Source organism: Flavobacterium muglaense, assembly GCF_014305155.1.
In the GTDB taxonomy this organism is placed as follows: domain Bacteria; phylum Bacteroidota; class Bacteroidia; order Flavobacteriales; family Flavobacteriaceae; genus Flavobacterium; species Flavobacterium muglaense.
In genome coordinates this window covers 15783-36571 of sequence record NZ_JACRUK010000010.1, presented here as the reverse complement: position 1 = coordinate 36571, position 20789 = coordinate 15783, and the positions used below count along the sequence as shown (strand labels likewise).

The window sequence follows — 20789 nt, the reverse complement described above, 5'->3', positions numbered from 1 at the left end:
CAGATTTAAAAAAAATGGAAAGAACACATCACAAACAAGAAATAAATATGACTGACGCATTGATAGCTCGCATCAATGAGTTAATTAGTCATTACCCCGCAGACAAACGCAAATCAGCTTTGTTACCCGTTTTGCATGAAGTGCAAGATGGGCATGACAACTGGTTGAGTATTGAATTGCAGGATAAAGTTGCCGAAATCTTACACATTAAACCCGTAGAAGTATATGAAGTAGTTACTTTCTATACTATGTACAATACAAAACCTATTGGAAAATACATGTTTGAATTTTGTCAAACTTCACCTTGTTGTTTAAAAGGAACCGAAGATTTGATGGATTATACTTGTGATAAACTAGGTGTGAAAGTAGGCGAAACAACTGCTGACGGACTATTTGAAGTACGTGGTGTAGAATGTTTAGGCGCTTGTGGATACGCTCCAATGATGCAACTAGGTGATTTTTACAAAGAACACCTTACTGAAGACAAGATTGATCAGTTAATCACTGATTGTAGAGATAATAAAATAATATTACACGATAAATAAGATGTCAAGAAAAATATTATTAGATAAAATCAACGTACCAGGAATCAAAACCTACGAAGTATACCGCAAAGAAGGTGGTTATGCCTCTGTAGAGAAAGCTATGAAATCAATGACTCCTGATGAAGTTGTTGAAGAAGTAAAAAAATCAGGACTTCGTGGTCGTGGTGGTGCTGGATTCCCTGCTGGAATGAAATGGAGTTTTATTGATAAAAAATCAGGAAAACCAAGACATTTAGTTTGCAACGCAGATGAGTCAGAACCAGGGACTTTCAAAGACCGTTATTTGATGGAATTTATTCCTCATTTATTGATCGAAGGAATGATCACTTCTAGCTTTGCATTGGGTGCAAACCTTTCATATATCTACATTCGTGGAGAATACATGTGGGTTTACAAAATATTAGAAAGAGCCATTGCCGAAGCGAAAGCTGCTGGTTGGTTAGGAAAAAATATATTAGGTACAGGTTACGACTTAGAACTTTATGTTCACTGTGGTGCTGGTGCTTACATTTGTGGTGAAGAGACTGCATTGATTGAATCATTAGAAGGAAAAAGAGGAAACCCTCGTATCAAGCCACCATTTCCAGCAGTTTCTGGATTGTGGGCAAACCCAACTGTGGTAAACAATGTAGAAACAATAGCTTCGGTGCCATGGATTGTAAACAATTCTGGTGATGAGTATGCTACAATAGGAATAGGAAGATCGACGGGAACCAAATTAATTTCGGCTTCAGGGCATGTTAAAAACCCTGGTGTTTATGAAATCGAATTGGGATTATCTGTTTATGAATTCATGAATTCTGATGAATATCTTGGCGGAATGAGTTCAGACCGACCTTTGAAAGCTTTAGTTCCTGGAGGCTCATCTGTGCCCATTTTACCAGCTGATTTGATTTATAAAACAGCAAACGGTGAAGATCGTTTAATGACCTATGAGTCTTTGAGCGATGGCGGATTTGCAACAGGATCCATGCTAGGATCAGGAGGATTTATCGTTTATAATGATACTTCTTGCATCGTAAGAAACACTTGGAACTTTTCTCGTTTTTACCACCACGAAAGTTGTGGTCAATGTACCCCTTGTCGTGAAGGAACAGGATGGTTAGAAAAAGTGTTGTGGCGTATTGAAAATGGTCAAGGACGTGAAGAAGATATCGACTTGCTTTGGAGTATTCAAAGTAAAATTGAAGGAAACACAATTTGTCCACTTGGAGACGCTGCTTCATGGCCAGTTGCAGCAGCTATTCGTCATTTTAGAGATGAATTTGAATACCATGTTCGTTTCCCAGAAAAAATTAAAAACAGAAATCACTTTGTAGAAGAACCATTTGCTCAAGTAAAGCACTTAGTAACAAAACAAACAGTTTAAAATAGTATCTAAATTTTCATAATTAAAATTTTACGCATAACAACCTAAAACTTTAAACTTGAAACTTTAAACAAAAAGATAAATGAAAGTAACAATAGACGGTCAAGAAATTGAAGTTGAAGCAGGAACAACCATCTTGCAAGCAGCACGTATGATTGGTGGAGAATCAGTTCCTCCAGCGATGTGTTATTACTCAAAACTACAAGGAAGCGGTGGAAAATGCCGTTGTTGTTTAGTCGAAGTAGCAAAAGGTAGTGATGCCGACCCAAGACCGATGCCAAAATTAATGGCTTCGTGCGTAACAGGTTGTATGGACGGAATGGAAGTGAACAGTAAACAATCAGACCGTGTGCGTGAAGCGCGTCAATCGGTAACTGAGTTTTTATTGATCAACCACCCCTTAGATTGTCCTGTATGTGATCAAGCTGGAGAATGCGATTTGCAAGATTTAAGCTTCGAACACGGAAAATCAAAAAGTCGTTTTATTGAAGAAAAAAGAACATTTGAACCAGAAGATATAGGTCCAAATATTCAATTGCACATGAACCGTTGTATTTTATGTCAAAGATGTGTACAAGTTGCAGATCAATTGACAGACAACCGTGTTCACGGAGTAATGGATAGAGGTGATCACGCCAACATTTCGACTTGCATATCCAAAGCAATTGACAATGAGTTCTCTGGAAACATGATTGATGTATGTCCGGTAGGAGCTTTGACCGATAAAACATTCCGTTTTAAATCGAGAGTTTGGTTCAACAAACCATACAATGCACATAGAGAGTGTACTACTCCTGGATGTTGCGGAAAAACAACCGTATGGATGTTTGGAGACGAAATTCAAAGAGTTACAGGTCGTAAAGACGTGTACCATGAAGTAGAAGAATTCATTTGTAATTCTTGTCGTTTTGACCACAAAGACCCATCTGACTGGGTTATTGAAGGGCCAAGAGAATTTGATAAAGATTCGGTTATCAATCAAAACAACTACACACAAAAATTAGACACAGTAACGATTGCTACCGAAGAAGGCATTTTAAAAGGTAGAGAACAAGACCGTAAAAAAATAAGTATGCTGGCTATCCCATTGGATAAAGAAGATCAAGAAAAATTTAATCACGGTAATCTTTAACAAATGATGGATAGTACTATAATTATAGAGAAAAGTGTCATCATTCTAGTTGTATTTGCAATTACAATGGTCATGGCAATGTATTCTACACTTGCCGAACGTAAAGTTGCTGCTTGGCTTCAAGATAGAATTGGACCAAACAGAGCAGGTAAAGGTGGGATTTTACAACCTCTTGCCGATGGTTTAAAATTATTCTCGAAAGAAGAATTTGAGCCAGACACAAAAAACAGATTTTTATTCTTCGTAGGGCCCGCAATTGCGATGAGTACGGCTTTGATGACCAGCGCAGTAATTCCTTGGGGAGATAAATTCCACCTTTTTGGTAGAGATATCATCCTTCAAGCTACCGATATTGATGTGGCATTATTATACGTAATAGGTGTAATGTCAGTAGGAGTTTACGGAATCATGATTGGTGGATGGGCATCAAATAATAAGTTCTCATTGATGGGAGCGGTTCGTGCTGCTTCGCAAATGATTTCTTATGAAGTTGCCATGGGGTTGTCTATTATCGCACTATTGATGATGACAGGAACGTTGAGTTTAAGAGAAATCGCCGCTCAACAACCGGGTATGCACTGGAATGTGTTTTACCAACCGCTATCGTTTTTCATCTTCTTAATTTGTGCTTTTGCAGAAACGAACAGAACTCCATTTGACTTAGCGGAATGCGAAAGTGAATTAATTGGAGGATACCACACGGAATATTCATCTATGAAAATGGGTTTTTACTTATTTGCTGAATATGCAAATATGTTTATCTCGTCTACTATTATAGCTGTATTGTTCTTTGGAGCTTACAACTATCCCGGAATGGAGTATGCTGTAGAACACTGGGGCGTAAATATTGCTAACGTAATAGGAATTGCCGTTTTATTTGCAAAAATATGTTTCTTCATCTTCTTTTATATGTGGGTAAGATGGACTATTCCAAGATTTAGATACGATCAATTGATGCATTTGGGTTGGAGAGTATTAATTCCACTATCAATTGTCAATATTATAATCACTGGAATTGTGATTTTGAGAGATCAAATCGCCATTTATTTCGGATTTTAAATAGCATCAAAAAAACGCCTAGCCCTGATAGCAGTGGAAATCCTTTACTTTTTTTCTTTAAAAAAGTAAAGATTGAAACGAATAGCAGGAATAAGCTTTAAATAAAAATAAAAAAATGTCAATAGAAGCCATATCCTTATCGGGAAGAAAAAAGCAAGTCTCTAATAAAGAGATGAGTTTTTTGGAAAGAATGTACATTGTTGCAATTGTCAAGGGTTTGATGATTACAATCAAGCATTTATTTACAAGAAAAGTTACAATACAATATCCAGAACAAGTACGTGAAATGAGTCCCGTTTACCGTGGTCAACATATGTTGAAACGCGATGAACAAGGAAGAGAGAACTGTACCGCTTGTGGATTGTGTGCTTTATCTTGTCCGGCAGAAGCCATTACCATGAAAGCTGCAGAGCGCACAAAAGAAGAAAAACATTTGTACCGCGAAGAAAAATATGCTTCGATTTATGAAATCAATATGTTGCGTTGTATTTTTTGTGGATTGTGTGAAGAGGCTTGTCCAAAAGACGCGATTTACTTGACTACATCAAAAGTATTGGTTCCTTCAAGCTACGAAAGAGAAGACTTTATTTTTGGAAAAGATAAATTGGTAATGCCATTAGATATCGCAATGAAAAATGCACAACTTAAAAACGCTAACTAATGTCGACTATACTTATTATTTTTTGTGTTTTAGCTGCCGTTACATTGGCTACGGCATTTTTGGCAATCTTTAGTAGAAATCCAATTCATAGTGCTTTATGGCTTGTTATTTGTTTTTTCTCAATAGCTGGTCATTATTTATTATTGAACTCGCAATTCTTGGCTATTGTTCATATCATTGTATACTCGGGAGCGATCATGATTTTGTTTTTATTCACCATCATGTTAATGAACTTGAATAAGGAAAACGAAGTACATAAACCTAGAATTACACGATTGGGAGCAGTGGTTTCTTTTTGTTTGATATGCGTGGTTTTGATTGCTGTTTTCATCAACTCTAAACCTATTGTTGGAGAGTACATCAGTACAGGTGAAGATTACCAATCCATCAAAGTATTAGGAAAAGTGCTGCTTAACGAATATATGGTTCCTTTTGAATTTGCATCGATCTTATTATTAGTAGCCATGATTGGAACTGTATTATTGTCTAAAAAAGAAAAAACAGAGAAATAACATGAACAATATTTTAAATGAAATAGGCATCGAAAATTATATTTTTCTATCAACCATACTTTTCAGTATTGGGGTTTTTGGAGTTTTATACAGACGTAATGCTATCATCGTATTTATGTCAATCGAAATTATGCTTAACGCAGTGAATCTATTATTTGTTGCTTTCTCTACTTACCATCAAGATGCACAAGGGCAAATTTTCGTATTTTTCTCTATGGCCGTTGCCGCAGCAGAAGTTGCAGTAGGATTAGCTATTCTAGTTTCGATTTTTAGAAATTTAGGTTCAATTGACATCAATAAATTAAAAAACTTAAAAGGATAAATTTCAATGGATACAAGTTTAACTTTACTTTTATTATTAGCTCCTTTTATAGGATTTTTATTTAATGTTTTCTTCGGGAAAAGCATTGGTAAGTCGGCATCTGGAATTCTTGGGACATTGACTGTCGCAACCTCATTTGCTACTTCGGTTTACTTTTTCATGCAGATAAGCCAAACGCATCAAGCGATCCAAATTCAATTGTTTGATTGGATTCAGATCAGTAATTTCAAAGTAGATTTTGGTTTTCTTTTAGACCAATTGTCTATTCTATGGTTGCTTTTCGTAACCGGAATTGGTTCGTTGATTCACTTATACTCCATCAGCTACATGCATGATGATGAGAATATGCACAAGTTCTTTGCTTACTTAAACCTGTTTATCTTTTTTATGATAACGCTTGTAATAGGTAGCAACTTATTAGTCTTATTCATTGGTTGGGAAGGAGTAGGATTATGTTCATACTTACTTATTGGATTTTGGCATAAAAACCAAGACTTCAACGATGCTGCTAAAAAAGCATTTATCATGAATAGAATAGGAGATCTTGGTTTACTAATCGGGATATTCATTATTGGTTCGATGTTCTCTACACTTGATTATGCTACGTTAAAAACAGCTATCACGGGAACAACCAACTTAAACATCACTTGGATTTCCATAGCAGCCTTTGCTTTATTCATTGGAGCTTGTGGAAAATCGGCACAAATACCTTTGTACACTTGGTTACCAGATGCGATGGCAGGACCTACACCGGTTTCGGCTTTAATACACGCGGCGACGATGGTAACAGCAGGAATCTTCATGATTACAAGACTGAACTACTTATTTGATTTGGCTCCAGATGTTCAAAACATTATTGCCATTGTAGGAGCGGTTACTTCACTAGTAGCAGCAACAATAGCATTGGTTCAAACGGATATTAAAAAAGTACTAGCCTACTCTACTGTTTCACAATTAGGACTGATGTTCTTAGCATTAGGACTAGGTGCTTATGAAGTAGCCGTTTTCCATGTGATCACGCACGCTTTCTTTAAAGCTTGTTTGTTCCTAGGTTCAGGATCTGTGATTCACGCTTTACATGGTGAACAAGACATGCGTAAAATGGGTGGATTGAAAAAAGTAATGGGCATTACCTTCTTTACTTTCTTGATCTCATCACTAGCTATATCTGGAATCCCTCCTTTTTCAGGGTTTTTCTCGAAAGATGAAATCTTAATGGTCGCATTTGAACACAACAAAGTATTGTGGATCATTGCATCGCTAGCGTCATTAATGACTGCTTTTTATATGTTCCGTTTATTATACCTTACTTTCTTCAACGAATTTAGAGGTACAGCAGAACAAAAAAGCCATTTACACGAAAGCCCTTCATTAATCACTTTCCCCTTAATTGTGTTGGCAATATTAGCTACTATAGGAGGATTGATTAGTTTACCAACGAATAGCTGGTTAAATGAATACTTGGCGCCTTTGTTTGCGAAAGCATCACATGAAGCACACCACTTTGGCACAACCGAATATGCATTAATGGCGGTTGCTGTATTGGGAGGATTAATCGGAATAGGGATTGCTTACGCCAAATACATCAAACAAAATATCGTACCCGAAGAAGATTCACAAATCACGGGATTTGCCAAAGTACTTTACAATAAATACTATGTCGATGAAATATACGATGCTATATTTGTACAGTCAATCAATAGCTTATCTAAATTCTTTAACCAATATGTAGAAACTACATTATCTTCTTTGGTATTTGGTTTAGGAAAAGTAACCAACGAACTAGGTTTTCAAGGTAAAAAAATACAAAACGGAAGTATCGGACGTTATCTTTTTGCTTTTGTATTGGGCATTTGTGCCATCATCACCTATTTATTTTTAGCTCAATAATTTTATACTATGAATGTATCTCTAATATTAATTATACTTTTAGTTGGCGCATTTGCAACTTACATCGCTGGTGATAAACTAGCATCAAAAGTGGCTTTGTTCTTTGGAATAGCTGCCTTAGGATGTTCGGTTGTATTATTAAACCATTTTAACCTGGGAGAAAACATTAGCTTTTTAAGCCAATGGATCAACCAGCCTCATGTTTCATTTTCATTAAATGCAGATGGTTTATCTATGGCTATGGTGTTATTGACAGCAGCATTGACACCCATTATTATATTCACTTCATTTGGTACGGAACATAAAAATGCCAAAGCATTTTATGCACTAATCTTATTCATGTCATTTGCAATGGTAGGAACATTCCTTGCTGCAGATGGTCTTTTATATTACATCTTCTGGGAATTATCATTGATTCCTATTTACTTTATCGCTTTAATTTGGGGTAACGGTGATGCCGAAGAACGTAAAAAAGCGGTAGTGAAATTCTTTATCTACACCCTTGCAGGATCGTTATTCATGCTTGTTGCGTTTATCTATTTATATCAAAAAGCAGGTTCGTTCTTGATTGAAGATTTATACAAATTAAATTTATCAGCAACAGAGCAGTTGTGGATATTCTTGGCTTTCTTCTTGGCTTATGCTATTAAAATTCCAATTATTCCTTTCCATACTTGGCAAGCTAATGTGTACCAAAAAGCACCCGCTGTAGGTACGATGTTATTATCTGGTATCATGTTAAAAATGGGATTGTATAGTGTGATTCGTTGGCAGTTGCCAATTGCTCCACTTGCAGCCAAAGAATACATGAACATCTTTATCGCTCTAGGAATTGCGGGAGTAATCTACGGTTCAATTGTCGCTTTGAGACAAAAAGACTTGAAAAAACTATTAGCTTACTCTTCATTAGCTCACGTTGGGTTAATTGCTGCAGGAACTTATACCTTAACAATCGACGGATTGCGCGGAGCAGTTTTACAAATGATTGCTCACGGTTTTGTAGTTGTAGGTTTGTTCTTTGTTTCTGAAATCATTTACAGAAGATATGCAACAGGAACCATTGCCGAAATGGGCGGAATACGCACACAATCACCAAAATTTGCTTCGATGTTTATGATTTTGGTATTGGCATCCGTTGCCTTACCTACTACTTTTAACTTTGTGGGTGAGTTTACGGTTTTATACAGTTTATCTCAAATCAATGTTTGGTTTGCTATTTTAGGAGGAACAACAATCATCTTAGGTGCTTATTATATGTTGAAAATGTACCAACAAGTAATGCTTGGTGAAACAAATACTAAGGCTTTTGCCGACGTATCACTAAACGAAGGATTGGCATTAGTGTTGATCATCGCACTGTTATTCTTCTTTGGATTGTATCCAAAACCAATAACAGACCTTATTACGCCAAGTTTAGAAAACATTATCAAGGTGATCAATAGAGCTTAAACATAAAAAGGTAAGCCTAGTCATTGTCCCAAAACGAACCATTAAGGTATTTTGGACCATGAAAAGTTGAAAATAAAGAATAGTAAATAATAATAAAAATAAAATAGGTAAATAGTAGACCGAAGATCAGAATGTAACATTCGACATCTAAACTCTCAATTCCTAAATCTAAAATCAAAATGAATACATTAATAGCTATAATAGGATTAGGTGTTTTATGCCTTTTATTTGAAATTTTCGAATTAAGAAAAGCCATTGTTCCTGTAACCATTCTTGGTTTATTGGCGGTTCTTGGTCTAGACGCCTCTGAGTTTAATGCTCCAGAAGCGTATTACAATAACATGATTATTGTAACCAAATTTTCATCGGCCTTCTCTGGTTTATTTATCATTCTGACCATTTTTTTAGTGGCATTGGGTCATAAATTCTACGAAAATCAACCATCTAAAATATCCGATTTTATTGCGATAAAAGTATTTTTACTAGCAGGGGCGGTAGCTATGGTTTCTTTTGGAAACTTAGCGATGTTCTTTTTAGGAATCGAAGTTTTATCTATTGCGCTATACATTTTAGCAGCAAGCAGCCGTTTGAGTCTAAAAAGCAATGAAGCAGGTTTAAAATATTTCTTGATGGGATCATTTGCATCAGGAATCATATTATTTGGTATCTGTTTAATTTACGGCGCAATGGGAACATTTGATGTAACCGAAATTAGCGAAATGTCAAGATCAGCCGAGTTACCGGTTTGGTTTCCTATTGGAATCGCGTTGGTAACTATCGGAATGTTTTTCAAAATCGCAGCTGTCCCTTTCCACTTCTGGGCGCCAGATGTGTACGAAGGTGCACCAGCATTGACAACGGCTTTAATGAGTACATTGGCCAAAGTGGTTGCTATCGCTACTTTATACAAATTAATCACTGTTATGAATGCCGAGATTTCAGAAGGCTTTCAACATGTAATAGTGATCATCTCTATGGCGTCTATGACTGTAGGTAACATCATGGCACTGCGTCAAGTCAATGTAAAACGTATGCTTGCATTCTCTGGAATCTCGCACGCTGGGTTTATGATCATGACTTTGCTAAGTACTACAAATGCCGCAGGAACTTTATTATATTACACATCAGCGTATGCATTAGCAGGAATCGCTGCTTTTAGTGTGATTCTATATGTATGCAAAAATACTGAAAACGAAGACGTAACTAACTTTCACGGTTTAGGAAAAACCAATCCGCTGTTAGCCGCAATTTTAACTGCTGCGCTATTGTCTATGGCTGGTATTCCTATTTTTGCAGGTTTCTTTGCCAAAATGGTTTTGTTCACACAAACGATCCAAGCAGGGTTTATCGCACTAGTGATCGTTGCGGTAATCAACTCGATTATAAGCGTAGGTTACTACTTTAAATTAATCCTAGCGATGTATACCAAAGAGCCAAACGAAACAAGAACTGGAACACCGGTAGTAATTTATGCGGTTGCCGTTGTAGCAATTGTACTAAACATTGCTCTAGGTATGTTTCCGTCTTTAGTATTGGACTTACTAGCTTCATAAAGCACACACAATTTACAAGACCCGTCAAAAGCCATTTTGACGGGTTTTTTGTTTTTATAAACTACCCCAACCCGATTGCCATGTCTTAATAAAACCCTAAATGACCTCATTCTCCAAAAATGATTTTGTACATTTGTATATACAAACAAAATAGTTTAAAATAGAATTATAATGGAAAATAAACTCAAAGTACAAATCTGGTCGGATATTATGTGTCCGTATTGCTATATAGGAAAAAGAAGAATCGAAGGTGCATTGGCGCAATTTGCGCACAAAGATGCCGTTGAAATAGAATGGAAAAGTTTTCAGCTTGACGCTAATTTTGTTGCTTCACCAGAAGATAATCTAGCCGAGCATCTAGCCGAAAAATACAGAAAAGACATCGACTGGGCACAAGAGATGATGGACAGCATGACTCAAAACGCCAAAAACTCAGGATTAGACTTTCATTTTGAAAAAGCCGTTATGGCCAACTCTTTTAATGCCCACCGTTTACTGCACTTAGCCAAACAGCACCATATAGCCGACGCATTAAAAGAACTATTATTCAAAGCCTACTTAACGGATGGTTTAAACATTGATGATAAAACTGTATTAACTCAACTAGGGTTAAGTGTAGGACTTGATGCTGCAGCAATAGCAGCTGTTTTAGAGTCTGACGCTTACGCAAATGAAGTACAGCAAGACATCACAATGGCGCAAAGCATCGGAGTTCAAGGCGTACCCTTTTTTGTGTTTGACAACAAATACGCCGTTTCGGGAGCGCAACATGTTGAAACTTTTGTACAAACCTTAGACCGCGTTTGGTCCGAAGGCGATTTTGCTTCAAAAATTACCGTACTAAACACCAACGAAGGTGAAAACTGTGGCATCGACGGCTGTAACTAATTCCATTAGTTAGTCCAATTACAACATAAAAAAGAGGCTGTCCGAAAAGACAGCCTCTACTTTTTTTAACCAAAAATGACAATTACTTCGCCGATACTGTTTTTTCAAAAACCTTATCACCATCATAACTTACAATAAAAGTATACTTTTCATACGGTGCTTTATTGATATCAAATAGTTTTTCGATTTTGGTTTCATTTGCAACAGCGCCACTATATACCATCTCATTTCCTTCATTATAAATCTGGATATTGACAGGAGTTCGCTTTTCATTAGCAACACGAATAGACACTACTCCATCTGCCTTTGCGAACACTGGTTTATACACCTCAGAAACCGGAGTCGATGAAAGAACCGCTGTATCACCAGCCACTACAATCTCGTACTTCATCACCTTAGCATCCGACTCGGCAAAAAGGAAATAAGTACCTACCGGCAACGCATCCAATTTATAAGTACGGTTAATTACACCCTGACCTTCCACATTTTCTTTATGAATCAACTTACCTTCTAGATCATAAATTGATAAAACCACTTTATTTGACTCGCTAAGAGCAAAATTTACCGTCTTTCCTTGTCCTTTTTTTACATCCAACGAAAAGTTGTTTTCTGATGCACTTACATTCATAGCCATTAATAATGCTACTACTACTAAACTGAATTTTAGAATCTTTTTCATAATTTGAGTTTTTAGATTTATAATCCTTTTAACTATTACAAATCTACGGCGACAATTTTGTTGAATATAATGCAGGATTTTCATCATTCTACGTTATTTTACCTTTTACGAAATCGATAAAGGTTAAAAACATTGAACTATTCGCAACAAACCCTACCTTTGCATCAATACTAAAACAACAACAATGAGACCTATAATACCAAGCCTTAAAATTATAGCCCCTACGTTTGGAAACTCATTCTCACTATCCAATAGAGATCAAGATATAGAAAGTCACAGCAACAGTTGGCATTACCATCCTGAAATTGAACTTGTATACATACATGGTGGTTCAGGTAAAAGACAGGTGGGAAACCACATTTCGTATTTCAACAATGGCGATCTTATACTTATAGGTAGTAATTTGCCACATTGTGGCTTCATCGGTCAAGAAAGTGAAAACAAGAGAGAAACCGTCATCCAACTAAAACCAGATTTTTTAGGCACAACATTTCTAGACCTTCCTCAAATGGCCAACATTAAAACTTTATTCCATAAAGCCGATCAAGGAATATCGTTTGGCCAAGAAACCATTACTGCACTTGGCCCACGGTTGAAAGCACTATCAAACCAAACACAAATGGAACGATTACTAGGCTTAATAGCCATCTTGAACGAACTAGCGATGACAAACGATAGCACGCTATTGCATGCAAAGGGATCTTCGATCGAAATGCAAATGCAAGATAACGATCGTATGAATATGGTATACAACTATGTAAAGGAACATTTCCAAGAAAACATAAGCCTAGATGACATTGCCGAACTCGTTGCCATGACTGTTCCCTCTTTTTGCCGTTATTTTAAAAAAATAACCAATAAAACATTTACCAAATTTGTCAACGATTACCGTTTAGTACACGCCTCCAAACTATTAGCCGAAAAACCCATCAGCATCACCGAAATCTCATACGAAAGTGGTTTCAATAACTTTGGCCACTTCAATAAATCATTCAAAGATTTCACTGGTAAAAGCGCCTCCCAATACCGCCAAGAGCTGCGTTCCTATATTGGGTAAGCAACTATTGAATGATGATGCTAAGAAAGTTAGCATTGTACTTCAGACCACCATAAACTAAATACTATACCCATTCATTACATCCTACTTTACAGCATAAAAAACGTCATCTAACAAACTATTTGTGTCAAGCATACAACACCAAAATGTATCCACTCTAAAAAATTGTTCCCTCTCTTAACTTACGTCAAGAAAAGCCCCTTTGTTATCTCCCTTAATAACTCCTATAAGCTCCATAAATAATCGACCGCACGTCCCAAAATATACTACAAAAAAACATATTAAATTTGTAAGTTTAAAAATATTAAAAAAAACTAAAAATAGAAAAAAATTTTGATTATGTTTGACTGAATTTTAGAATAAAAAGAATTTTAAACCTTGATTTTCAATGCTTAAATTAAAAAAAATGATTTTATTTTTAAACTAAAATGAGGAATGAAATTGATTTTGCTTGAATTAATTAAAAATTCAATAATCAACATCTCATTTCTTACATAAATACATTGACAAAATAATTGATTGAAGAATAATTAAAAAAGGCAAGCAAGACCTCCACTACATTAAACTTAATGACAACATTAGTAAAACAATCTATGATAAGAAAAATTACCCTATTTTACATTTTGTTCTTCTTTGCCTTTACAATGTCAGCTAGTACAACAACGAAGTACGATCCAATTAAATCACCGAAAAAATCGCAGCTTTCCGCCAAGGTGAACCAATCAAACACAATTTCAGGATTAAATACTTTTACTGAAAGAAATGTAAGAAACTTAATCAACACATTTGATGAGTCATATATTAAGCAACATTTTGTTACCGATACAGTAACTAATGAAAAGATCCTTCAAGCAAAAGCAGTAATGGATGATCTAGAAACTAGTCAAAATTTTATTGATCTTGTATCTCCAGATGACTTAATTACCCTTCCTGTTGGAATCAAAAAAAAGATTGGTAATGTTACTTATACCTTAGGAATTAGCAAAGCTCGCTTTACACCCGAATATACTGAAATCACTGCCTTTGTAAAAATCACCATACAACAAACGGACGCACAAGGAAGGCAGAAACAATTATTCTTTGGTGCCAATAATATAAAACTATCACACAAAGGAGGAATCTATGGAGAAGCTAATTTAGTCCTCCTTGGTGACATGCCTATTCCTATTCAAGGAGGCAATACTATGGTAGTATTGAAAGGTGGACTAGACATGAAAACAGGTGACATCAAAAATCAAACTTATGTCACAATTGATTGTAGTGGGTTTAAAGAATTAGGTATTACAGCCGATGTCTTGTTTTCTAGAAAAATGCTTGAGCCTGTAGATGCCACTTATCGTGTAAAACCCGAACTAAAAACTGGAGACAAAGATTACCTTTCCTCCCTTGTAACAGGACATTTTAAAACAATCGTTAGCGACTGGAGCGACATACTTGTAGAAATAACATTACCTCCTTTTCAATTAACTAAGGACAAAAGTACTGACGGTACAGGTAAGGCTGGACTTATTTTTGAATTGAACACAGCTGTATTTGATTTTAGTGACATTCGTAATTCGCCAGAAGTAAAATTCCCTACTGAATATCAAAAATTTCTAATCCCCGGAAATGAACAATTATGGAGAGGTATTTACGTAAAGACGCTAAAAGTAGTACTGCCTGAACAATTTAAAAAAAGAGCCAGTAAAGAACGAGTGGTATTCCAGGCCACAGACCTACTGATTGATGGACTTGGGGTTTCTGGTAAATTTTCTGTTGATCATATTCTACCTATAACTGAGGGAGATGCATCAAAATGGCAATTCTCAGTAGATCATATAGAAGCCACCTTTGTCACAAACAACCTTACTGGAGCAGGATTTAATGGTAGCATTGTATTACCTGTATCAAGCGAAGTGACTAAAGAAGAAGCTCAAGCCAAAGACGCGACAGCTGCAAAACAAAAAGCATTGGTATACAGCGCAATCATAGACCCCACAAATGATGAATACTTACTCAAAGTTTCTTCAAAAAACCCAATATCTTTTAATGTATTCCAAGCCACAGCTACTTTAACACCCGACTCGTACATAGAATTACGGGTTAAGGATAAAAAATTCAGACCAAGAGCAGTGCTACATGGCAGTCTTGCAATTCAAGCTAGTAATGCTACAACAACTACAACAGGAGCGACAACAGCCACAGCTACCACTCCCCCAGCCAATGCAACAGCCGCGGAAGACTCAACAAAAAAAACAGTTGACTTTAAAGGAGTTACATTCCAGAACCTGCAACTTCAAACAGAAAGTCCATACTTCAAAGTTGACTATCTAGGATATGCTGGCGAGGTTAAATTTGCCAACTTTCCCGTTACAATTTCAGAAATAGGCTTGACTGCTAACGATACCGAAGCTTCACTACATTTTGCAATTGATGTGAATATGATGTCAGGCGGCTTTGCAGGGGGCACGTCACTTTCCGTTATTGCAAGTTTTAAAGAAGACCAAGGGCTAAACCGATGGAAATACGACCGCATAAAAATCAACAGAATTTCCATAGAAGCTGACCTTGGTGCTATAAAAATGAAGGGGTTTGTAGATATCAAGGATAACGACCCAGTATATGGCAACGGATTCTACGGAAAATTAGACGCCGATTTCAATAGCGTAAAGGTCTCTGCTTCTGCTTGGTTTGGAAAAACTGACTTTAGATACTGGTACGTAGATGCTTATGTTGATCTATCCAATTCACCCGTAAAAGTATACATTGGGCCCGCAATAGTAAACGGTTTTGGAGGTGGAGCATACTACAAAATGACAAAGAAACCAAACGAATACTCCGCTGGAATACCATCTGGATTATCGTACATACCAGATGTCAACTCAGGATTAGGCTTTAGAGCTTTGATAGGGTTTGCGCTCGCAAATGAAAAAGCCTTTAATGGTAAAGTAGGATTTGAAATGGCATTCAATACGCATGGTGGACTAAACAGAGTCTCTTTCTTTGGGGAAGGTCATATCGTAAAAGCATTAGACTTCAAATTTGGAGATAAATTCAAAGAAAAGTTGACCAAAATGGAAAACAAAATCAACGATTTTGGCGACAAAAACCTTCCGATGGACAAATTAAAAGAATCTAACCTTGTGGAATACAGTAAAGTAGCATTTCCACAAGACGGACTAAGCTTTGATGTTGGAATTGATGCAAATTTTTCCATGGAAATGGATTTTCAAAATCACGTTTTTCATAGTGAAATGGAAATATTTATTAATACTCCTGGAGGGTTCTTTCAAGGTGTAGGGCCTAAAGGACGTGCGGGATGGGCTGTGTTTCATGCCGGACGTGACGAATGGTACTTACATGCAGGAACTCCAACGGATAGAGTTGGCTTAAAACTAGGTTTGGGAAGCTTTAAACTTGAAGCCACCTCTTATCTAATGATTGGAGACAATATACCCGGAAGCCCACCACCGCCAGCAATTGTAGCCGAAATCCTTGGCGTCGATATGCAAACTTTAGATTACATGCGTGACTTAAACGCACTTGGAGATGGACGTGGTTTTGCGTTTGGAATGAATTTAAGTCTAGACACTGGCGATATGTCATTTTTGGTGTTTTACGCCCGTTTTCAAGCTGGTCTAGGTTTTGATATCATGATCAAAGACTACGGTGAAGCGGCATGCGAAGGAACCGGACCCATCGGTATCGATGGATGGTACGCCAATGGACAAGCTTATGTTTATTTACAAGGAGAGTTAGGTATTAATGTAAAATTACTATTTGTTCGCAAAAAGATACCTATCATCAAAGCCGGAGCTGCTGTACTAATGCAAGCAAAACTACCCAATCCTTCTTGGTTTAGAGGATACATGGGGGGCTATTTTGATCTACTAGGTGGAATGGTAAAAGGACGTTTTAGATTCAAAATCGAACTTGGTAAAGAATGTGAGTTAATAGGTGGCGCCCCATTGGGAGGTATGAAAATTATTTCAGATATCAATCCAAAAGAAGGAACAACAGGCGTAGACGTATTTACAGTACCACAAGTAGTATTCAATACTCGAATTAACACCCCTTTTGAGTTAGAGGATGACAAAGGAACTAAAACCTATCGTATTCTTCTTGATAAATATACCGTTACTACAAATGGCAAACCTATTGAAGGAACTATTGTATGGAATGAAAGTAAGGATGCGGCTAACTTTATTTCAACAGATATTTTACCTCCAAACAGCCCAATTGCGGTGAGTGTAGCGGTAAGTTTCCAAGAGATGAAAGGACAATCATGGGTTACATTAACCCAAGACGGTCAAGTTGCCAAAGAAGTAAAAGATATAATTTTCACTACAGGAGAGGCACCAGATTACATTCCTATTAGTAATATTGAATACTCATACCCTATTGTAGACCAACAATACTTTTATCAATCAGAACGCAACAGCGGTTATCTGAAGTTAAAAAGAGGGCAACCGTACTTGTTTCCGCCGGTATCCAACTGGACACAGCAGATTAATTTTGAAAGTGACGCAGGTACCGTCAAAGCATCTGGACTTGCTTACGATCAAGCGCAAAGGCAATTACAGTTCAATTTTGCAAAAATGACCAACAGTAAAAAATATACAATTAGAATCATTAGCACACCTCCAGCCCAAGCTAGCAATACCACTGTAAAAGAGGTAAAGTATACAGCTACTAGTACAGGCCAGGAAGGAAATTCCATTGAAGTTAAGAATCGTGAAGCCGAATCCGTAAGCAAAGATGCAACGACGGTAGACGTATTAGTTTACAATTTTTCGACCAGTGCGTACAACACCTTTGCTGATAAAGTGCAAGATAAAAAAGTAACTAACAATTATTTAGAACCTATCTACTCTGATGTTCATGCTATTCAAACGGATGTAAAAGTCACTGAAAGATTTGGCTTGACAGAACTTATAGGAGGACCAACAACTAATTACGCACCTATGATCAACGTAGAAGCCGTGTTAGATGACAACTATTTTACCAATAGCATTTACCCTTTAATATATCAAGGGTATCCATTGCAACCACAGTTTACAGTAAATAGAAACACGGATCTATTGGGAATTGTTCCTAAAAAAGGAATTGACGTCTTAACGTGGTACTCGAGTTACTTAGACAACAATCCTACTTTCCCTTTACTGGATGTAAGGATGCCGTATCGATATAACTTACCATTGTACTACAAACAAGATTTTATGGATATTCAGTATAAAATAGTCAATACTTATTTAAACAAAAGTTCGCAATATCAAACTGAGATACAAAAATATAATTACATCATCAACGGTGTATTCCCGTCAATAAAAAGAGGCGATTACAAGATCAAAATGCAATACACCTTGCCTGGAAACATAAAAGGAAGTTCGGCAATATTCACATATACGAATCCATTTTAAGGATGTGTATAAGAGACAAAGTGGATCACAAAAAAAGTTAAAACAAAGAAGCAAACTCATTATAATATGAATTTAAATAAAAGAAACAGAAGCCTATTAGTTCTACTAATCCTTGCATTTTGTTTTATTGCAACAGGAGTTGATGCGCAGCAAAAAGATTCTCTTAGCGCTCCAGAACCTCAAATTATGGTAACAGCAAGACCTAAACAAGACGGGAAAATCATGTTGCGTTGGGCTGTTACTACGGCCAAAGCTTGGCGAAAATTAAATAGTTACGGTTATGAACTAAAGCGTTACACCATCATACGGAATAAAATAACTTTGGCGCAGCCTATTGAAAAAAAACTTGGAATCTTTAAACCGAAACCTTTAGACCAATGGGCAAAAATAATCGAGACCAATGACAATGCTGCTGTAATGGGACAGTCCTTATATGGTGAAAAGTTTGAATTGGGTGGTATTAAAGATCTTCAATCCATCATTAATCTATCCGAAGAGCAAGAACAACGTTTTACTTGGGGATTATATGCCACAGATCAAGACTTTGAAACGGCACAAATGGCAGGATTAGGCTATATAGACACAGAGGTAAATGCTAATGAGAAATATGTTTATAAACTAACCTCATTAGTACCCCAGACTGAACTGCTTATTAAGGACGGTGGAGTTTTTATTGGAATGCAAGATTATGAAGCACTGCCTAAACCACTTGATTTATCTGGGACTTTCCTGGAAGGAAAAACAATGTTAAGCTGGAACTACGCCATCCACAAACAATTGTACAACAGCTATTTTATAGAACGATCTGATGATGGTATTACATTTAAAAGACTCAATGATTTACCTATAACCACTTTAAACAATAGTGACAAATCAGATGCCAAACGTATGTTTTATATTGACTCTATTAGTAACGGTCAAACCTATCACTATCGCATCCTAGGTAAAACCATTTTTGGAGAAACAAGCCCAGCCTCTGCTATAGTATTTGGTAAAGGCGAAAAATTACTTGCTTTTGTACCGCACATTACTACCAAGAATTACTTGGACGACAAGCGTATTATATTAGAATGGGATTTCCTAGAAGAAGGCAATAAAGAAATCAAGGGCTTTGAACTAAACCGTTCTGACAAAGTAAACGGCGACTATAAAGTAATTGTTAAAAACATACCACCCAACGCCCGTAAAATATTGTATGACAATCTACAACCTACTAACTATTTAACAATAACAGCCATAGGCCTAAACGGCAGTAATCGCACCTCGTTTCCTGCTTTGGTACAACCCGTAGATTCGATTCCGCCAGTAAAACCAATGGGTTTTAAAGGGACTATTGATAGCTTGGGTGTAGTACGCTTGCAATGGGAGGCTAACAAAGACAAAGACATTTTAGGATACCGCATATTTAGAGGAAACAATAGAAACGAAGAATACTCTCAAATAACAATTTCTCCACATTTAACAACGGTGTACTTGGACAGTGTAGGAGTAAAAAACTTAAACACAAAGGTGTACTACACCCTAGTTGCTGTTGACCAACGTTTTAATATGTCTGAGCCCTCAGATATTTTAGAATTAAAAAAGCCCGATTTTATAAAACCCACCCAACCCATTTTTAAAGCCTATCAAATAAAGGATAGTAAAGTGATTATGGACTGGACAAGCAGCTCTAGTGAAGATGTAGTTAAACATGAAATCTATAGAAAAGAAGAAAATAGTCCCGATTGGGTTTTATTGCATACAGTCAGCAGTCGGCAGTCGACAGTAAGCAGAGGACAGTCGGCAGGGGGCAGTAAGCAGGGGGAGGAAAGTAGTAAGCAGTCAGCGGTGAACAATACGGAGACAGCTCAAACTGAAAAACTGCCTACTGAAACCTGGACTGATGATCAAGTTGTCGAGGGCAATCAATACAGCTACACAATTGTGGCAGTAGACGATAGTGGCTTACAATCAGATCAAGCGCCAGCCTTAACCGTAATTATTCCTAAAACAAGCTTGCCGCCTGCCATAAGAGGCTTGAATAGTTTTGTTGACAAAACCAACCATTACATTGAACTATACTGGTCGCTATACAAAGAGGTAAATGTTGCCGAAATAGCTATTTATAAGGGAGAGAAAGACAAACCCATCACCTTGTTTCGCAATGTATTGCCCACCGTAAACCGCATAGTTGATGAGCAGGTTAAACCCAATAATGAATACACTTACTTATTTAGAGCGGTGTTTAAAGATGGACGCATGAGTGAAATCACTAAACTGAATGTAAAATATTAA

At 36.8% G+C, this 20789-nt stretch carries 15 protein-coding genes; 14 read left to right on the top strand and 1 reads right to left on the bottom strand.

Annotated elements, in window-relative coordinates; translation table 11 throughout:
• Positions 1-14 precede the first annotated feature (14 nt).
• From H8R24_RS06305 to H8R24_RS06255, 11 genes are all read left to right on the top strand, one after another.
• Positions 15-545: an NADH-quinone oxidoreductase subunit NuoE family protein gene (locus H8R24_RS06305; RefSeq protein ID WP_187017735.1), complete on the top strand. Its 531-nt coding sequence runs from the start codon at positions 15-17 to the stop codon at positions 543-545.
• Position 546: 1 nt separating this feature from the next.
• The gene (gene nuoF, locus H8R24_RS06300) at positions 547-1914 is read left to right on the top strand and encodes an NADH-quinone oxidoreductase subunit NuoF (RefSeq protein WP_187017736.1); all 1368 of its coding nucleotides are present in this window, start codon (positions 547-549) and stop codon (positions 1912-1914) included.
• Between the two features lie 82 nt (positions 1915-1996).
• The gene (locus tag H8R24_RS06295) at positions 1997-3046 is read left to right on the top strand and encodes a 2Fe-2S iron-sulfur cluster-binding protein (protein ID WP_187017737.1); all 1050 of its coding nucleotides are present in this window, start codon (positions 1997-1999) and stop codon (positions 3044-3046) included.
• A gap of 6 nt (positions 3047-3052) precedes the next feature.
• Entirely contained in the window at positions 3053-4105 is a 1053-nt protein-coding gene (nuoH, locus tag H8R24_RS06290; RefSeq protein ID WP_187017755.1) for an NADH-quinone oxidoreductase subunit NuoH, read from the top strand.
• Between the two features lie 115 nt (positions 4106-4220).
• Positions 4221-4766, top strand: a complete 546-nt coding sequence (locus H8R24_RS06285) for a NuoI/complex I 23 kDa subunit family protein (protein ID WP_187017738.1) — start codon at positions 4221-4223, stop codon at positions 4764-4766.
• On the top strand, positions 4766-5278 hold the full coding sequence (locus H8R24_RS06280) for an NADH-quinone oxidoreductase subunit J family protein (protein WP_187017739.1): 513 nt from the start codon (positions 4766-4768) through the stop codon (positions 5276-5278). Before H8R24_RS06285 ends, H8R24_RS06280 begins: the two co-directional genes overlap by 1 nt.
• Position 5279: 1 nt before the next feature.
• On the top strand, positions 5280-5600 hold the full coding sequence (gene nuoK, locus H8R24_RS06275) for an NADH-quinone oxidoreductase subunit NuoK (protein ID WP_187017740.1): 321 nt from the start codon (positions 5280-5282) through the stop codon (positions 5598-5600).
• 6 nt (positions 5601-5606) lie between these two features.
• On the top strand, positions 5607-7490 hold the full coding sequence (gene nuoL / locus H8R24_RS06270; protein ID WP_187017741.1) for an NADH-quinone oxidoreductase subunit L: 1884 nt from the start codon (positions 5607-5609) through the stop codon (positions 7488-7490).
• 9 nt (positions 7491-7499) lie between these two features.
• On the top strand, positions 7500-8939 hold the full coding sequence (locus tag H8R24_RS06265) for a complex I subunit 4 family protein (RefSeq protein WP_187017742.1): 1440 nt from the start codon (positions 7500-7502) through the stop codon (positions 8937-8939).
• Positions 8940-9118: 179 nt separating this feature from the next.
• Positions 9119-10492: an NADH-quinone oxidoreductase subunit N gene (locus H8R24_RS06260; protein ID WP_187017743.1), complete on the top strand. Its 1374-nt coding sequence runs from the start codon at positions 9119-9121 to the stop codon at positions 10490-10492.
• 171 nt (positions 10493-10663) lie between these two features.
• Entirely contained in the window at positions 10664-11380 is a 717-nt protein-coding gene (locus H8R24_RS06255; RefSeq protein ID WP_187017744.1) for a DsbA family oxidoreductase, read from the top strand.
• An 82-nt stretch (positions 11381-11462) separates the two neighbouring features.
• Here the strand turns inward: H8R24_RS06255 and H8R24_RS06250 are convergent, their stop codons facing one another.
• Positions 11463-12059 (bottom strand): FimB/Mfa2 family fimbrial subunit, encoded by a 597-nt coding sequence (locus H8R24_RS06250; RefSeq protein WP_187017745.1) that lies wholly within the window; start codon positions 12057-12059, stop codon positions 11463-11465.
• Between the two features lie 184 nt (positions 12060-12243).
• Here H8R24_RS06250 and H8R24_RS06245 point away from each other — a divergent pair, with 184 nt between their 5' ends.
• From H8R24_RS06245 to H8R24_RS06235, 3 genes are all read left to right on the top strand, one after another.
• Positions 12244-13116, top strand: a complete 873-nt coding sequence (locus H8R24_RS06245; RefSeq protein ID WP_187017746.1) for an AraC family transcriptional regulator — start codon at positions 12244-12246, stop codon at positions 13114-13116.
• Positions 13117-13685: 569 nt separating this feature from the next.
• Positions 13686-18515, top strand: a complete 4830-nt coding sequence (locus H8R24_RS06240; RefSeq protein WP_187017747.1) for a hypothetical protein — start codon at positions 13686-13688, stop codon at positions 18513-18515.
• A gap of 66 nt (positions 18516-18581) precedes the next feature.
• The gene (locus tag H8R24_RS06235) at positions 18582-20789 is read left to right on the top strand and encodes a fibronectin type III domain-containing protein (protein ID WP_187017748.1); all 2208 of its coding nucleotides are present in this window, start codon (positions 18582-18584) and stop codon (positions 20787-20789) included.

What these genes read in the sequence shown, in the direction of transcription:
- H8R24_RS06265 (WP_187017742.1), top strand. Translation starts at nt 7,500, where the DNA reads ATGAATGTATCTCTAATATTAATTATACTTTTAGTTGGCGCATTTGCA.
- nuoH (WP_187017755.1), top strand. Translation starts at nt 3,053, where the DNA reads ATGGATAGTACTATAATTATAGAGAAAAGTGTCATCATTCTAGTTGTA.
- H8R24_RS06255 (WP_187017744.1), top strand. Translation starts at nt 10,664, where the DNA reads ATGGAAAATAAACTCAAAGTACAAATCTGGTCGGATATTATGTGTCCG.
- H8R24_RS06260 (WP_187017743.1), top strand. Translation starts at nt 9,119, where the DNA reads ATGAATACATTAATAGCTATAATAGGATTAGGTGTTTTATGCCTTTTA.
- nuoF (WP_187017736.1), top strand. Translation starts at nt 547, where the DNA reads ATGTCAAGAAAAATATTATTAGATAAAATCAACGTACCAGGAATCAAA.
- H8R24_RS06235 (WP_187017748.1), top strand. Translation starts at nt 18,582, where the DNA reads ATGAATTTAAATAAAAGAAACAGAAGCCTATTAGTTCTACTAATCCTT.
- nuoK (WP_187017740.1), top strand. Translation starts at nt 5,280, where the DNA reads ATGAACAATATTTTAAATGAAATAGGCATCGAAAATTATATTTTTCTA.
- H8R24_RS06245 (WP_187017746.1), top strand. Translation starts at nt 12,244, where the DNA reads ATGAGACCTATAATACCAAGCCTTAAAATTATAGCCCCTACGTTTGGA.
- H8R24_RS06280 (WP_187017739.1), top strand. Translation starts at nt 4,766, where the DNA reads ATGTCGACTATACTTATTATTTTTTGTGTTTTAGCTGCCGTTACATTG.
- H8R24_RS06285 (WP_187017738.1), top strand. Translation starts at nt 4,221, where the DNA reads ATGTCAATAGAAGCCATATCCTTATCGGGAAGAAAAAAGCAAGTCTCT.
- H8R24_RS06250 (WP_187017745.1), bottom strand. Translation starts at nt 12,059, where the DNA reads ATGAAAAAGATTCTAAAATTCAGTTTAGTAGTAGTAGCATTATTAATG.
- H8R24_RS06305 (WP_187017735.1), top strand. Translation starts at nt 15, where the DNA reads ATGGAAAGAACACATCACAAACAAGAAATAAATATGACTGACGCATTG.
- H8R24_RS06295 (WP_187017737.1), top strand. Translation starts at nt 1,997, where the DNA reads ATGAAAGTAACAATAGACGGTCAAGAAATTGAAGTTGAAGCAGGAACA.
- H8R24_RS06240 (WP_187017747.1), top strand. Translation starts at nt 13,686, where the DNA reads ATGACAACATTAGTAAAACAATCTATGATAAGAAAAATTACCCTATTT.
- nuoL (WP_187017741.1), top strand. Translation starts at nt 5,607, where the DNA reads ATGGATACAAGTTTAACTTTACTTTTATTATTAGCTCCTTTTATAGGA.